This window comes from Aliivibrio salmonicida LFI1238, from assembly GCF_000196495.1.
GTDB lineage: Bacteria > Pseudomonadota > Gammaproteobacteria > Enterobacterales > Vibrionaceae > Aliivibrio > Aliivibrio salmonicida.
In genome coordinates, this window is the sequence record NC_011313.1 from 1,050,800 (window position 1) to 1,066,746 (window position 15,947).

12 protein-coding genes and 1 pseudogene are annotated in these 15,947 nt (G+C 36.8%); 6 read left to right on the forward strand and 7 right to left on the reverse strand.

The features are described from left to right. Positions 1-12 precede the first annotated feature (12 nt). From luxB to luxC, 4 genes are read right to left on the reverse strand one after another with little or no spacing between them, the layout of a single operon-like run. Positions 13-993 carry a luciferase subunit beta gene (gene luxB, locus VSAL_RS21020; RefSeq protein WP_012552212.1) on the reverse strand — a complete coding sequence of 327 codons (981 nt, stop codon included), beginning with the start codon at positions 991-993 and terminating at the stop codon, positions 13-15. Between the two features lie 38 nt (positions 994-1,031). Beyond that, positions 1,032-2,096, reverse strand: coding sequence for a luciferase subunit alpha (luxA, locus tag VSAL_RS21025; RefSeq protein ID WP_012552213.1), 1,065 nt, complete (start codon positions 2,094-2,096; stop codon positions 1,032-1,034). 46 nt (positions 2,097-2,142) lie between these two features. Then, positions 2,143-3,051 (reverse strand): acyl transferase, encoded by a 909-nt coding sequence (locus VSAL_RS21030; RefSeq protein ID WP_044583607.1) that lies wholly within the window; start codon positions 3,049-3,051, stop codon positions 2,143-2,145. A gap of 14 nt (positions 3,052-3,065) precedes the next feature. Then, complete coding sequence (gene luxC / locus VSAL_RS21035) at positions 3,066-4,496, reverse strand: long-chain-fatty-acyl-CoA reductase LuxC (RefSeq protein ID WP_012552215.1); 1,431 nt, start codon at positions 4,494-4,496, stop codon at positions 3,066-3,068. A gap of 631 nt (positions 4,497-5,127) precedes the next feature. On the opposite strand from luxC, the gene VSAL_RS21040 reads away from it, so the two are divergent. Further along, positions 5,128-5,874 carry a LuxR family transcriptional regulator gene (locus tag VSAL_RS21040; protein WP_012552216.1) on the forward strand — a complete coding sequence of 249 codons (747 nt, stop codon included), beginning with the start codon at positions 5,128-5,130 and terminating at the stop codon, positions 5,872-5,874. Positions 5,875-5,977: 103 nt separating this feature from the next. Here the strand turns inward: VSAL_RS21040 and VSAL_RS21045 are convergent, their stop codons facing one another. Both VSAL_RS21045 and VSAL_RS21050 read right to left on the reverse strand, forming a co-directional pair. Beyond that, a complete protein-coding gene (locus tag VSAL_RS21045) occupies positions 5,978-6,823 on the reverse strand; it encodes a mechanosensitive ion channel family protein (RefSeq protein WP_173362146.1) in 846 nt (281 codons plus the stop codon). Positions 6,824-6,988: 165 nt separating this feature from the next. Next, the gene (locus VSAL_RS21050) at positions 6,989-7,171 is read right to left on the reverse strand and encodes a hypothetical protein (RefSeq protein WP_012552218.1); all 183 of its coding nucleotides are present in this window, start codon (positions 7,169-7,171) and stop codon (positions 6,989-6,991) included. Positions 7,172-7,633: 462 nt separating this feature from the next. Here VSAL_RS21050 and VSAL_RS21055 point away from each other — a divergent pair, with 462 nt between their 5' ends. From VSAL_RS21055 to VSAL_RS21075, 5 genes and pseudogenes are all read left to right on the forward strand, one after another. Then, positions 7,634-8,158, forward strand: a complete 525-nt coding sequence (locus VSAL_RS21055) for a hypothetical protein (protein WP_012552219.1) — start codon at positions 7,634-7,636, stop codon at positions 8,156-8,158. Positions 8,159-8,298: 140 nt separating this feature from the next. Further along, positions 8,299-9,264 (forward strand): hypothetical protein, encoded by a 966-nt coding sequence (locus VSAL_RS21060; protein ID WP_012552220.1) that lies wholly within the window; start codon positions 8,299-8,301, stop codon positions 9,262-9,264. A gap of 474 nt (positions 9,265-9,738) precedes the next feature. Beyond that, positions 9,739-10,929, forward strand: coding sequence for an IS91-like element ISVsa9 family transposase (locus VSAL_RS21065; RefSeq protein WP_012548943.1), 1,191 nt, complete (start codon positions 9,739-9,741; stop codon positions 10,927-10,929). A gap of 262 nt (positions 10,930-11,191) precedes the next feature. Next, a complete protein-coding gene (locus VSAL_RS24030) occupies positions 11,192-13,582 on the forward strand; it encodes a dermonecrotic toxin domain-containing protein (RefSeq protein WP_231850946.1) in 2,391 nt (796 codons plus the stop codon). 413 nt (positions 13,583-13,995) lie between these two features. Beyond that, a pseudogene (locus VSAL_RS21075) lies at positions 13,996-14,373 on the forward strand (nucleoside recognition domain-containing protein); the annotation flags it as partial. Positions 14,374-14,388: 15 nt separating this feature from the next. On the opposite strand, the gene VSAL_RS21080 reads toward VSAL_RS21075, so the two are convergent. Next, a complete protein-coding gene (locus tag VSAL_RS21080; RefSeq protein ID WP_012549008.1) occupies positions 14,389-15,876 on the reverse strand; it encodes an IS66-like element ISVsa2 family transposase in 1,488 nt (495 codons plus the stop codon). Between the last annotated feature and the right edge of the window lie 71 nt (positions 15,877-15,947).

The window sequence follows — 15,947 nt, forward strand, 5'->3', positions numbered from 1 at the left end:
TTTTATATACTCTTAAGCAAGGTTTTTAACTATTTTTTGATTAACCATATCAATAACATTTTTAACATTATCTTTATCTAACATTGATTCAAAAGAGAGTAAAATAGTCTTTACCCCTGTTTTTTCAATTGCCAATTTCGTTGATTCATAATAATCATTATAAGTACCAATTGCGTTTTCTTTAATGATCGTATTTATTTTTTCTTCATGATCAATATTTGGATACGTTTCAATAATATAATCATGTAAATATTGTTTTACTTCTTCACGAGCAACATCACCATTTTCATTTAAATTAACAATCAGCGTTAACTGATGATCGATATTAGAACCATCAATACCATATTGTTTTGCGGTTTTATTATAAAGTACCGAATAACTTTCTTTAACAGCAAGGCTATCTTCCCACTTAAACGTTAAAGGCAATGCTTTTTTAGCAGCCCATGAAACCACTTCTTTACTGGTTGCAACCACGTATTGTTTAGGTCCATTCTCACTAAAACAGTGGGGATTTATCGACACCTTCGGAAAGTCATAAAAATCATTCTGAGGATGGCAATAACCCGTCGTTAATGCCTCATTTATAATCTCATAACAGGCTTCAAATTGTTGCTGTCTAGAGGCTAAGTCACGCTTGAAGAAGATCATTTCAAAGTCATTTTCACTGTCACTCAAACCAAGAATAAAACGGCCTTCAGACATCTGATCTAATAAACTCGATTCTTCTGCTACACGTACGGGATGATGAGTAGTAATCACTTGGTTTAAAGAACCAATGTGCAGTTTATTTGTTAACCCGAGTAAAAACCCAGCCGCCGTAATAGGGGCACCAACGATACCATTAAGAGAAAAGTGGTGTTCATTAATAAAAACAGTATCAAAATGATAATCATAAGAATCAACGAGAGCGATCGTATTGATCATATTATCGAGTGTTTCTTCTGAAGTAGATCCATTAGATTGAAAATTGAGGAAGAATAATCCAAATTTCATAATGTATTCCTTACTATATTAAATTTAAGTACGTATCGTTACTTAGGGTCTTTCAGAAAAGGGGCAACTTGCGTCATAAAACGATCCATAGAAGCGACAATTTCATCTTCGCTGCCATTTGCTTCAAAGCCACAGGTAATATTTGTAATACCCGTAGCATCAATGTCTCGTTGAATTATTTCGATACATTCTTCAGGCGTACCTACCGGATTAATTTCATGACTATAATCAACACGTCTATTTGTATTAGTATGACCTTGTAAAACAAAGTCTCGCCACTGACCCTTGTGATAATCGTAGCCACGAGTTTGATTACTATCTTTAAATATGTTCGTCGCATTGACATAAGAGTCATACCAATTAGCGAGGAATGATCGACACACTTCACGAGCTTTATCCCCATCATGATCAACTGAGCAAATAAATGTCATCGAATGGTCAATAGTCGCTATATCGTGTCCATATTCTGTCGCAATTTCATTATAAAGTTCCATTTGAGCTTTTTTTTCATTGGTTCCAATAATCCAGCTTAACACCATGGGTAACCCTTGCTTAGCTAACCACTCGGTTGTACTGGCAGATTCAGCCGTCATGCACGTTGCCACTTCTTTGGAGTACCCTTTGGGGTAAATATCAACATCAGGAAACTCAATATGTTCATTATTTGAACTTATCATCCCAGATTTCAAACTCGCCGTTATCATCTGATGAAAATGTTGCGTTATTTCGCGTGAATCTTCCATATTGACGCCAAACACTCGGAAATCTTTATGGTATAAACCTCGAACAACACCAAAATTAAAACGCCCCTTGGACATTTGATCAAGTAACAAAACATCTTCAGCTTGTCGAACAGGGTGAGCCGTTGGTATTACAACCCCCATTGTTCCAACATTCAGCGTTTTTGTTCGGCCAAGCAAATTAGCAGCGGCAACAAACAGATTACCGGTAAGACCAAATTCAGTAAAATGGTGCTCAAGAATCCAATAAGTATCAAAACCAAGTTCTTCGGATGCAACACCGAGTCGAACAAAACGATCCATCACTTGCTTGTGGCTTTCGCCTGGTGGTTGGTATGAAAAACAAATATTTCCGAACTTCATAATATCTTCCTTTACTTTTATATAATGGTTTATTTAGCTATGATAATTACACCAATTCTAGAGACTCATTTTCAATTTGATTTTTTAATCGACGCTCTTTTACAGTCACGCTCGTTATGTCTTCGAATCGTGGCTCTGTCATATTGACATCAAGATCCAACGAGTCATTGTCTAAAGCGATGGCCGCTTTAGTTACTGATTGATAAAAATTTCGTAATACCACTAAATTTTCACCTAAATCATGAGAACTACCAATTAAAGAATAGAGTTTACATTTCTCGGAATTAAGGCTAATAAGCAGATCCAAAACTTCACTTTGCTTGACCCAATTATCATCATTAGCAGTAAAGGCAATAAATGGAACATCCAAATTTTTCATTTTATTTATCGTCGAGTCTAACGTGTCCCACTTGTGCTTAAAGCAATCCGTAACGAAAACTTCTGACCCTAAATTATGCCCTTCAAAATCAAGATCTTCTGGTAGTTTTTCAATTGGCAATTGCAGATAATCGTATTTTAGAGCTCTCTCCAACGTATCACGAAGATTTACAACACCCACAGCCGTCACCAGAAAAGACAAGTCAATTTCATTTGCTATTTCATAAGCAATTCGAGCAGATAAACTGGCAGCAATAAGACCTAACTTTTCAATATTACGTCCTTTAAGCCAGTCTATTACTGTTAGCAAGCTGTCTTTACCAATCGACATTGAAAATTCGTTAATGTCACCGCTACTCAACCCAACATGATGAAGAGAATCATAACGAATAACATGAAATCCGTTACTTGAGAGGTATTCAGCCAATCCCGCAAAATGATCCATTCGCCGAGCAAAACCCGAGGCAATCAGAATCGTATTATTCTTTTTTAATGTATTTTCTTTGGGCAATGTTTCCCAAACTCGAAGTGTTTTACCATTTTCAAGGGAGATGACATGATCAATTGTTGAGAATATAGTTTCCTTTTATATTAAGGGACAAAGACTAGAAATTTATCTTCTTCTAAATAACGTGTTTGTTCTATTTCTACGGCAACATCTTTTGTTGTGTGGTTGAACGGCCTTTCTTGTGATACATAATTAACGAGATACTGTAGTGGACGCATACCATCATGCGCCCCACCAACGCGGAATATATTATTCATACCAGATTCAACAATACGTTCTGCGCCATGCTTAGCCAGTTCATCTCTGTATTTAAATGATGACTCCCATGGAGCAATTGAAACGGTTTGTGTCGTATTTTTATTAATGAAAGGAAGAATATCTTCAATACTAGAAACCTGATGGATATATACCGACCGAGATAATGGTTGATTCCCAAACGCATCTAAAGGAGATTGAATAATTATCCAACTTTGATTTTCCCCTTTTCTAACTTGATAACCCGCAAATAAACACTCTTTCTCAGTTAAAGTGAAAGCGGCTTTTTCATCAAAATTTTGACATCCTTTAGGTAATATTTTGGCATACACATTTAATTTTTTTTCTAGTTCATCAATAAACAAGTTTAATTTATTACCTATGTAATAAATGTTTTGCGTAGAAAAACACGCTTGTTGATCATAGAAACAGATATCATGAGCAACGCCTGTCGCAGCGGCTGTTATGTCTTCAGGATCATCAATGATGCTCAAACTTTTTTTAGGCCCAAATTTCACAATATCGACATGATGTGGCGAATGCTTTACTGCCCATTTAATAGCTTCATCCCCGCCCCAGGCAACAACATCAGCATGATTCATTATTTTTTTCGGCAATGACATATCTTCATTATGAGACCAGTACATTACTGACATTGAACGAGTAATAGGATGGTCGGCATTAACATCGATAAAACTGGAGACTAAAGCGGTAGCAGTAAAAGGGTCAGTGGAAGACGTTTTAATAATGCATTCATTCTTAGTCAAAATAGCTCGAAGAATAGAGGTCACTCCAGATAGAGGGACATTACCTGCCAACAAATGTACTGATTTTCCTTTTGGTAATGCTTTAATATAACAATCCCCTTGAGGGATCCACTCATCAATAATATGCAATGATCCTAAGTCATGTTGGACAATGTCATATAAGGCACTTTTAGAGCATAACAACATGGCAATCCAATTCGCTTCTAGTTTTGCCATTTCATTTGAATAACCAAGAAAATTTGTCAAATCTCGAATATATGTTCGTCGACGAGTATATTCTTCACTTCTCCATCGCTGTCCAACCGTATATAAAAAGTTAACTACTTGATTTAATCTTAAATTATTAACAACTTCATTATCAATGATGCTTTTAATATGATTGTCGTCAATAATAGAAATTAATACCTTAGTCTCATTTGTTAATATTAACTCTCTCAAGCCCCTTTCATCTTGAATTACACCGCCGATGATAGTTGGAATTTTTTTAATCATTCTATTCCTTATTAAGATATTTTTAAAATAAAAAAAATATTAAATTTTTATTAAACTCATAATTTACATAGACTTAAAACATAACTAGCCTATTGGAAAAATATTAAGTTAACATTTATTTCAGAAATATAATTGTTGATTTATCTATTCTTATTAGAAATAACACATTAATTAAACAACACGATAATTATTCATAACAATCAAATGTATACTATAAGAAATTATTATATTAATGATATTTAAAATACATTATTTAATTGAACCCTTTTGTTCAAACTTGATAACTAATATTTACAACCTACTTTTAAAGCTATTGTCATCACTCTGTTTCTTTATTTTAGAAAACTATAACAGGGTAATTATTTAGGTAAACCTGTATAACTTTACAGAGTATCGCTCCTAATTACACAACATGAAGCGACATTAAATATGGAACGGTCATCACACTTAAGTGTTGGTGTGGCATTGTTTTATTGAACAAATAACAAAAAAACAACAAAAACATGAGATCCAGATCACATCTAAGGTGTTAATACAGCATTGTTCATTTAATTTAATGCTATAAGATTTTTATAATAACAAATATAACAAAAAGCAATATAATAATAACCGTCAGATAAAGAGAAACGTAATGAACTATATCGCTCCTCATGACACATTAAAAATCATCACTAAAATAAATTCATCAAGCAGTAATGATCAAATTAATCAATGTTTAATAGAAGTAGCTAACACTCTTAATTGTGAATATTATTTGTTTTCTATAATTTCTAATAAATCCATGATAAAACCAGATGTGTTGATCTTAGATAATTACCCACAAAAATGGCGCGATCATTATGATGAGACCAATTTAATTAAATATGACCCTATTGTAGATTACTGTTTTTTTAATCACTCACCTATTCTTTGGGACATATTTGGAAAAAAAACACTCAAAACAAACAAGCCTAACGTAATCCAAGAAGCAAAATCATTGGGATTATACTCAGGGTTTAGTTTTCCAATTCACTCTGTAAATGGAAGCTTTGGAATGATTAGCTTTGCTCATTCAAATAAAAAACAATCTACTGACTGTCTCTTTTCCACGGCTTGTATGTATATACCTCTTATTATCCCAGCTCTTTTAGATAGTTATTATCGGATTAACAAAAATAATACTGAATCAACTCATGATTTAACAAAGCGAGAAAAAGAATGTTTAGCATGGGCTTGCGAAGGGAAAAGTTCGTGGGAAATATCGATCATTCTTGGATGTACAGAACGCACTGTCGCGTTTCATTTAACTAATTCACAAACAAAACTTGGCACAACTAATCGCTGCCAAAGCGTGTCAAAAGCAATCTTAACAGGGGCGATCAATCCAGCGTATTCATAACGTGGCTCAACTCATTTATTTTTACATACAATTCGGCCTACTTAATTTAAGTAGGCCGAATGCATTAAATAATATGACTCGTTAGCAGGAATAAATAACGATGCTAGTCTTCTATTTTAGGAAACGTCTTTTCATACATCTCCATAAAATCTTGGCGAATAAGTTGTTCTAAATGAGACGCTTTTTCGGTTGGACAGAAAATAACGTAATACACTTTTTGCTCCCCTGTCGATGTGCTAGAAATATGTATATGTGGCTCAGAGCCAGGTAAATCAACCCCCGCATGCTTTTCAATCACGCCATTATAGCGTCGAGCTACCTCAATAAACTCTTCACAGTGCGTATCTATTTTTTCTAATAAACCGGGCAAGGTTGGGTATAAATTAACAAAATCTCGCACACAAATAGAAAACTGATGATAAACATAACGCTTCATGAAATTAAGATTTTTAACGGGGTAAGTGAAGAACATACTGTTAGGTAAGGTCGCGGTTTTTCCAGTGTAATTATACTGTCCGTGGTGTAAATCGATTTCTTGTATTACTGTCGCCATCATATTGTGCTCGATAACTTCCCCACACAATGTTCCGACTTCTATCCAATCACCAATTCTAAAAGAGCGAGAACTTGCTCGCTGAATCGATCCCGTAAAACATAGAATGATTTCTTTAGATGCCACCACTATCGCCACAGCTATCGCGGTTACCGATAAGGCAAATTCATTTATTTCTGACTTCCATAAAATGAATAAGATAATAACAATAAAGCTGAATGAGCCGTTTTTCGTGCGTGATATCCATTTACGCTGATCTTCCGTTAAGAAAGCAATATCACCACGGATCCGTTTAACCGAAAAATGACGCACAAGTAAAACAAGGCTGATGATAAGAACACTAAATACCATTTTGTGCGCCAATAAAAAATCAATCACAATTATCAGTTTTTCCACGTTCACCTCTACACCTTATTCTTTAATCAGCATGGTTTTTCAATCAGTCAGTAATTGAGACCAGTTTAATAAGGTAAATATCCCACAGGTAACGTTAGAATTCATCTTTCCTATGTGATTTCTTTCTCTTTATTCACGTTAATTCAATTCGACCACTGAATATGCTCAGTAATACGTCACATTCGAGCATTCGCCTTCAATGATTCTTGCTTCTTTGTCAGCTTTTTTACTGCGTGTTTTTGACATAATAAAGCCGATCATACTAAATCCAATGGCAAAGATTAGACTAGATACCAGAACAAAAAAACCTACGAATAAAGCAAATATCGTCGCTATCATTTGTTTCATATTTTTACTCTCTTTATAAATGAAGGTTCACTCTACCATTCTATTTCTGAATAGAAGATGAACAAGCCAGATCTCTTATTATACTCGATCTAAGATGCTGTAAATTATCTCATTTCTTTCCATTTTCATTCTAACTAGCCTTTGTTTAAACCATTTATTTTATATAAAACAACAAGAAGATAACCTTAAAAAATTGATTATAAATGCGTTAAATGAAAACGACTTGTTACCTTTGACAAAAATAAAAACACCACCAAGAGCCAATAAAATGGCTTCTAACGATATTACGTCACCTCAAATATATGTGATCACACAAATTATCAATGTAGCGAATATCGCACATTAAATTAAGACATTACCCTATAGCCACAAAGCAATAAATGAGATACATTCCAATTGGGATCATTCCCATAAATACAAACAATAAAACCCACATACTGAATAACAAGAAAAAGGACATCTATGAAACGCTTAATATTATCAACAATTTTAATCACTTCTTCATTTTTCACTTTTGCTAATGAGCACGTATTTACGTCTGAACAGTGGAAAGAAATAAAAACCGACAACCCTTACTGGGATTACTTAGATCAGATCTGTACCGAAAAACACCCAGGCTCTCGACCACCAAATGTCGCTGATATCATCGCTTTTACTGAAGAATTTAAAAAAGAATCTCAGCGCCCACAACTTTATACCTTCCTTAGAGAAACATTTGGCTTTGCTGATTCGAGCGACCCTAAAATCCAATCTGCTTTTGAATTAAACGGCAAACATCAAACTATCGCTTTGCCTTTTTATTTTCATGATCAAATCTCGTTCTACAATCCAACAACTCTTTTTTCTATCGCACTGAATGAAGACGATGAGTTAACCACTCAACTCCCACTGGTTGATGCCACAGGTGCTCGACCAAGCCTAATAACATTAGCCCCTTCTTTAGGTGAAGCGAAAACGTTCTGTATTTTAGAAAACGAAAATAGTTAATAAAAAGCACCATCAATGGTTCACATCAACAACATCATTTCCATATTACATTGATCAAAAAAAAAGAAATCCGCTAACGGGGGATCGCCATTATCAGATGCCCTGTTAGCCATTTTTCATTATTACTAAGAGTAAATACCATGAATCTAAAATGCGCCGTTGCTGCTATCGCTTTTGTGATAGCACCTCAAGTTTATGCTTATGATCGCTATTCTATTTTTGAAGATTATGTCGATCAACAGTCGGTCATAAGTAACGATTTACGCCTACATACCTTTATTAAGATCGCCGGAGATAAGGAAAGTTCCGTCGGAGAGTACCGTTATAATGAAGAAAATAAAATCACTCAACGTAAGTATCTAGACAGTGTTTTTGACTACGAATATAACCCTGATGGAACAGTGAAAGTAGCCAAGGCTCTGATGCAGCACAATAACCCTAACTCTCATATTAAACATACAAAACAAAACTTTATCTCTGAATACGAATATCAAGAGATCAACAATGCAAAGGTCGTTAGCATTGAACGCAAGAAAGTGTTTAACGAGCATGTTTCTAATTTAGAAGGAGCACCAGAAACAACCTATACCATTAAATATAAATACAACGATGATGGTAATTTAATAAAACGAGTTCAAAAACCAGATGACCGTTTAGATAAATCAAAACTCGTTTACCGCTATTCCTATTACTCTGACGGACGCTTAAAAAGAGTAAAAGAAATTAAAAAACTGAATCATACCGTTTTGGATAGAAATACCCTGAAGTTGGAATACTACAGTAACGGCGAGATCAAAAAAGCCACCCATGAGAAAAAAGACCACATTATTAGAATGGTCGAGTTGGATTACATTGATGATGGTTCATTGATATATGGCGTTCACTACGTGGATCCAATAAAAGAATGGAAAGTTGATATGGACTTCTTTGGACTTGCTTTCCTGCCGATTAAATACCTTAAAGAAACCAGCGGCGATAACGTCACACAATATCAATACCGCTATCAAAACACCGATGGCGATCAATTACCTGATGCTCTCGATGTAAAGCTCACGCTACCAAATAACCATATCATTGTTCTTAAATACCGCTTTGAAAACCGTTAATTAGAAAACTGACAAAAATAAAGTAGTTTAACTTTCGGCATTATTAATGATTGCGACAAGTAATCTCATTGGAATTTTCTGCCCAAAATAAGCCGTAATAACACAATAAATCATAAGAAAACCTCATAATATAAAGGTACATATCATGACTAAAATTATGCTCACCACCCTCTTTCTTGCTTCTATTTTTACATTTAATGTTTCTGCAGAAGAAGATCCAGCGACATATTACCAATGTTATTTTAATCCCGTTTCTTGTTTCTAGCCCTTGTAATGAATAGAGATTTTACCACTTCTAAACCACATTCATTCTTTAATTAGGATCACTCATGAAATCAAAAGCAATTAAAACATTACTATTGATCGTCATATTCGCTGCTTTTTATATTTCTTTTGAACAATAGGCGCCTACGGCGCAAATCAAAAGGACTCAACCTCTTCCATTGTTGCCAATAAATCGTTTATCCTATCGCCATGCACGCATATAAACCCCTGAAACAATTATTTAATAGTCAAAATAACTGGCTTAAATTTCTTCATAATAACAAAGCTAACCTAAGAGCGGTCGTGATTGAAAATGTCACAAAGATGCTGTCCTGTGGGACAGCGGCTTTTGGCTCTCGCGAATATCATTGTTGCAACCCTGACTGTACCCATATCAAATATATTCACCAAACCTGTAAATCTCGAGCGTGCAGTAGCTGTGGCATGAAAGCCACAGAGCGATGGATACAAAAGCAACAACATGTCTTCCCTGAATGCGAATATCAACACATCACCTTTACCCTTCCAAACACGCTATGGCCTATCTTTCGTCATAACCGTTTGTTAAATAAATTATTCAAATGTGCTGCAAACATTCTGCTGGGATGGGCAAAAGATAAAGGAATAGATGTCGGTATCTTTTGTGCTCTTCATACTTACGGTCGAAAACTGAATTGGAATACGCACTTACATTTATCGGTCACTCGTGGGGGAATTTGTGAACGTACCGGTTTATGGAAACCCATTTACTTCCAAATGAAAACGACAGAGCCTTGTTGGAGAGCGGCTATCGTCAGTTTATTGGGTAAGGCTTATGATGAGCTTGATTTATCAAGCGAAGAATGCCCCTATATCCGTAATAAAACGGATTGGTCACGCTTTTTAAGCAGTCAATATAATCGTCGTTGGAAGCTTCATTTTGCTAAAAAGACAAATAATGTAAAACCGACGATGAACTATCTTGGTCGGTATTTAAAACGGCCCCCGATTTCAGCGTCACGTTTAAGTCATTACGCCAAAGGCGGAATGATAACGTTTAATTATTTAGACCATCGAACAGGAACAACAGACAGCCTAACATTATCACCAGAAGAGATGATAAGACGGATAGTAGAGCACTATCCTGATAAACATTTCAAGATGATCCGATACTACGGTTTTTTATCAATGCGTCGTCGTGGAGAAGCTCTGCCTAGAGTTTATGCAGCTTTAGGTATGACAATAGAAGCTGAGCCGAAAATGCCAGGGTATGCCGCAATGTTAAAAGGATATGTAAAAGTAGATCCGTACGAATGTATTTTATGTGAAAGTCGTCTGGTGTTTACGAATTTCCGAGTCGGAAATTCGGTCAATGATTTAGTCACCCATGCGATAGTTCAGTCAGAATTGAGGGCAGCATAATAAGGTTTGTAGGATAAGTGTATCTAAAACTCATGAAATAGGGCTAAAACAGTTATAAAATCCCCGATAATTATATTTTCGATACCTTTTAAAAAAACAGCGATGGTGAAATTGGCTTTTTTAGACGGGCCAATGCTAACTCAGCAACATTCAAATTCCTTACCTTCAAGTGAAAGCAAATGTAGAGCCCATAGACCAAGTCCCTAGTCATCGTTTCGATACAGCGTGGCGACTTCATTTTGTGCGCGACTACGCCGAGTTGATGAAAACAATCCCAGATCCCCTTGCTGTTACGTCCAAAGAACTCAAAGCCGCATTAACAAAACATGGTTATTCAAACATTGACCCTGACGCTATTTTCTATAATGAATTTAGAGGAGCGATGAGCAGTTCACGCAGTTATAATGGGTGGGCACACCATGAAGCTCCTTCTAAATCTTACACGGTAACTCAAGCTGTCATGTTAAATGTCTTTAATAAGTTTAGAGACACATTCCCCGATACGATCAACGTAGATACGGGAATATATACCAAAGGCGCAGATGGCGTCATGTTTGATGAGCGTAATGAAGTACGTCTGCTCTCGTCTGCATTATGGGATATCACCTATTCAGATTTAGATATTCAAACGTCTTACACTGCTGAGTTAACTCGATTTTGGGCTAATAATAGCGAACGTTATACTCAACTGATGCGTGACAGCTTTGCTTTTTCAGCACATCAACAGTATCAACTTGGCTTACTAGAACAAGATAATTACCAACTCGTTCTTACTCTGTTAAAACCAGCTCGTCCTGCAAATATTCACGTTTATCGATTCGATATTTATGGGTATGACGCGACGGACATGTTGTTAATCGAACAAGCGGGACAATCTGGAGGCGTATTATATATTCCGGGGAGTGAGCAACCCTTTGTTGCTTATCGTACAGAGCGTCAATTGAAAAAAACGATGTATAAACGACTCCAAGATCCTGCGAATAAGAAAGCGTTACTCAACCACTTTAGCCTTTATTTACGTCAAGATGGAACGACATATTCTGGTGTAGACAGTGCGTTAACTCAACTCGTTAACGGCAATTGGAATGACCGTTATTTTATGATGAAACACCACCCTGTGACGGGCAATGTCTTTGCCAGAATGACTGAATTGCGAAAAGCACGCATGAGCAGTGATGGAGACACCATGATAAAATCGAATGCCGAGTCTCAGCGTGATTATATCTTGTCTATTGCTAACAGCTTGGTCATCCTTTTCCCAGTCGTTGACATATTAATTCCTGAACTTGGTATTCCCTTAACTCTTTCTTTGAGTAGCACTCAATTTGGACTTAGTTTAGATAAAGCAGTCAATGGCGATTCGTTATCTGAACGGCTGACAGGAACTCGCATGAGTGCGGTTAATGCTGCCGTTCTTGGCACCGCCACCATACTTCCCGTGATGGTAACATATGGTCAATCACTCGCCCTTTCTGCTGAAAAAGAAATTAGCTTACTGCCCAACCGAGTTCTTTTAAATGAGGGGGTTTCTGCTCACACTTTGAATGATTTCACATCAATGCCTCGAATTGTGATTCATCCTCAAACTGGTGAAGAGTTACTCGGCGTTCAGTTAACAGAGAGTGGCAGAAGTACCTTATTAAGAGCCGATGGGTTTGGCTATTTTAGAGAAATAGATCCATTAAGTGGGAGACTGATCAACGATAGTCGTGTAGTTCGAGCGTTTAATATAGAAAATAATGAACCTCAATGGCTTGAACGAGGTGGTTTAAGAGGAGGAAATGGTGGCAGTGGAGATATCGAAACCAATGAGATCTCTTCAGATTATACGCCAAACCATAGCCAACAATCGGAGATCTTACTGCCAGAAGATCTACCAGAGCCTCAAGGCATTGGAGGCTCTGGATATGCAGATATGACAGGGGGACGAGATCTTGAAGCTTACGAATTAGAGCAGCAAGTCAACCCTTATGGTTATCTATCTGATACAAAAGCATTACACCGCTTAAGCACTGAAGCGCAAAAAGAAATTCAGAACCTCCCTTTTTACAGAGGATATCAATCTGAATTAAATGGATCGCGCGTGTTCCGTGGTGATACACGACTACCTGATGAAATATTCCATTCAGGTTTCAATCGTAGAATAGAACCCGTTGAGTACGTTGAGATCGCTCATCATACTCGTGGTATCCGTGGTGTTATTTCAACCAGTACAGAACAATCTGTTGCAGTCAATTATGCTTTAGATAGTCAGCGTGGGTATGTTTATGCGATTGAACTTAATCACGGCGGAAAAACGGTAGATACGCTATTACGAGACGAATCATTGAATGAAATAGCGACACTGAACATTCCACCAGAAGACATCATGTTTGCTGTTGGGCCATTTAACAGTGTTAATTCAAGCTATAGAGAAGTCGTTGAAAACGCCGCTTATCGCACTGCAGAAGTGCGAATAAACCCGCATTCAACCGCCTCAACAGAAGCCGCAGAACAAGCTTTTGAGCGCCTCAAAAACACGCTGAAATATGAATTAAGTTCAGGGATGTCATTCGCTGACCGTTACGTCAATCGCAGTGACTTGTTATGGTACGAAGATGAAATGCTTGAAAACACATTAAACAATGAGTTGTCATTACCCGTAAATCATTAACCAAATAAGGTGATAACCACCAACCAAACGATATGTAACACTGAGTAATTCTCTCATTACTTAAAATACCTTAAACGCCCCTGATTTGGACTAGGGGCGTTTAATTACCCCCTCACTATTTACCACGATCCCTTGCTAAGGGATTATCCTCCTTTCAATAAACGCATTATTAATGAATCGACCTTGTACATTTACTAATCAAAAACACAATAAACTAACGAATCAACATAAAAATCTACATTTTCAGATGGATCACAAAATAATAATCTAGTTATTAACTAAATTGTTTTTAGAAATGCTTATTGATACGTATCAAGTACTCTAAAAATAAATCGCTCAAAATACCTCTAAATGGTTACTAGTTTAGTTATTCACTTTTTACATCTTATCTAAAAATTATAATTGAGGTATTTATGACGCAACCGACTGAGCAAGCTCGTAAGGTCACTATAGGCAGCTACTTAGCACTTGCCTTCGCAGTAATGTTCTTTTCTGGTTTAATGACATCTAACGAATGGTATGGAGTATTAGACTTCACGACGTTGAATGGTTCTTTTGGACAAGTGGCTTATTCCGTTTCTGAAACGGCAGATGGCGTACAAGCAGCAACAACATCATTACGCGGTAAAGGCGGTAGTGGTGCTCGTGACGGTTTCATTTTTGCATTAACTCTTATTCCTACCGTTATGTTTGCATTGGGTATGATTAACGTTCTTGAGCATTACGGCGCACTTGATGCGGCTCGTAAACTGCTTACTCCTCTTCTTCGTCCTCTAATGGGCATTCCTGGGTAAGCGTGCGGGGAACTACACCTTGTCTTTTACATTCCAAGGTAAAAGTGAATCGATATCTGGCGATCCAACACATAAACGATCTAGACAATACCTAATATAATCGTAAGGGATTAATCCGTTTGCCTTTGCTGTTTCTACAATGCTGTAAAGCATTGCACTTGAATCTGCACCAGCCGTTGAACCCGAAAATAACCAGTTTTTCCGGCCGATAACAAACGGTTTAACCGCTCGCTCTGCTCGATTGTTATCAATAGATAACAATCCATCATCAATATAACGAACTAATTTATCCCATTGATTTAATGTATAGCTAATCGCCTCACCTAATTTTGTTTTAGGTGATACTCGACTAACTGCGCTATCAAGCCAATCACGGAGCTCTTTAAGTAAATCGCGGGCTTCTGTCTGCCTAGCAACATACTTGGCTTCAGGGGAAGCCTCTTTTAATAACGATTCGATCCGGTATAGCTTTTGGATTTTACTCAATACCCAATCTGCACTCCCTGTTTTCCCTTTTACTTGAACACGTTGAGCCTCAATAAATCGTCGACGTGCGTGTGCCCAACAGCCAACTAAAATCGCTTCAGTTTGTTCATAACCTTGGTAACCATCGGTATGTAAATACCCGTTATAACCTTTTAAAAAGTTAACTGGATGGTAGCCATGCCTGCTAGATTGATAATCATAAAGTACAATTCCAGGCAAAACACCAGAGCCTGGAGAATCATAGCCAGAGCAGTAGACCCACATATAACATTTTGCTTTTTCAACATCCAACACATTTACCGTTGTTTCATCACAATGCAGAGTGGGTTGTTCAAGCAAAATACGATGTAACTCGTTATTAAGAGGGGTAAATAGTACCGAGCATTTTATTAACCAATCCGCCATCGTTCGCCGTCCAATAATGATACCCCATTGCTGAAATAACGTTTCTTGACGATAAAGTGGAAGACTGTATTGAAATTTAGCCGTAATAATTTGAGCAAGTAAACTTGCGGTCGCAATCCCTTTAGGGATTGGTGACGCTGGCATTGGGGCTTGTTTAATGTCTACTGAAGTATTGTTTTTTTCACAATTTCGGCAAGCATATTTAGGACGAACATGTTGAATAACTTCCACTTTAGCTGGTACAAATTCCAACTTTTCACTGATGTCTTTACCCATCGCATGCATCTCTAGACCGCAACACTTACAAGTTTTATCTTTTATGTCGTGGATAATAACAGTACGCGGTAAGTCTTCAGGTAAGCGTTGGCGTTTTGGCTTTTGACGAGTGTAGGTAATCGTTTGTGTGTCATCATTTTCAATGATGATTTCTTCTTCTGTTTCATTGAATAAATCAAATTGAGTCGAGTCAGATTCACTGCTTTTACCAAAGCGCTGATGTTGAGCCAGCCGAAATTGCTCTAGAAGACGGTTATATTTATTTTCAAGCTGAAGCACAAGTGCTTTCAGCTCGTCAATGGTATCAGGAAGTGGTTTTATTTTATCAGTCATGTAGATGACTATATAACGATAATACAGGTAATCAATCGGTTGCCTCCTATTCTTGACTGAGAATCAACTAT

Excerpts from the sequence above, each read along its gene's own strand:
- VSAL_RS21065 (WP_012548943.1), top strand. The coding sequence starts at position 9,739 with ATGCACGCATATAAACCCCTGAAACAATTATTTAATAGTCAAAATAAC.
- VSAL_RS21060 (WP_012552220.1), top strand. The coding sequence starts at position 8,299 with ATGAATCTAAAATGCGCCGTTGCTGCTATCGCTTTTGTGATAGCACCT.
- VSAL_RS21040 (WP_012552216.1), top strand. The coding sequence starts at position 5,128 with ATGAACTATATCGCTCCTCATGACACATTAAAAATCATCACTAAAATA.
- VSAL_RS24030 (WP_231850946.1), top strand. The coding sequence starts at position 11,192 with ATGAAAACAATCCCAGATCCCCTTGCTGTTACGTCCAAAGAACTCAAA.
- luxB (WP_012552212.1), bottom strand. The coding sequence starts at position 993 with ATGAAATTTGGATTATTCTTCCTCAATTTTCAATCTAATGGATCTACT.
- VSAL_RS21055 (WP_012552219.1), top strand. The coding sequence starts at position 7,634 with ATGAAACGCTTAATATTATCAACAATTTTAATCACTTCTTCATTTTTC.
- luxA (WP_012552213.1), bottom strand. The coding sequence starts at position 2,096 with ATGAAGTTCGGAAATATTTGTTTTTCATACCAACCACCAGGCGAAAGC.
- VSAL_RS21050 (WP_012552218.1), bottom strand. The coding sequence starts at position 7,171 with ATGAAACAAATGATAGCGACGATATTTGCTTTATTCGTAGGTTTTTTT.
- luxC (WP_012552215.1), bottom strand. The coding sequence starts at position 4,496 with ATGATTAAAAAAATTCCAACTATCATCGGCGGTGTAATTCAAGATGAA.
- VSAL_RS21080 (WP_012549008.1), bottom strand. The coding sequence starts at position 15,876 with ATGACTGATAAAATAAAACCACTTCCTGATACCATTGACGAGCTGAAA.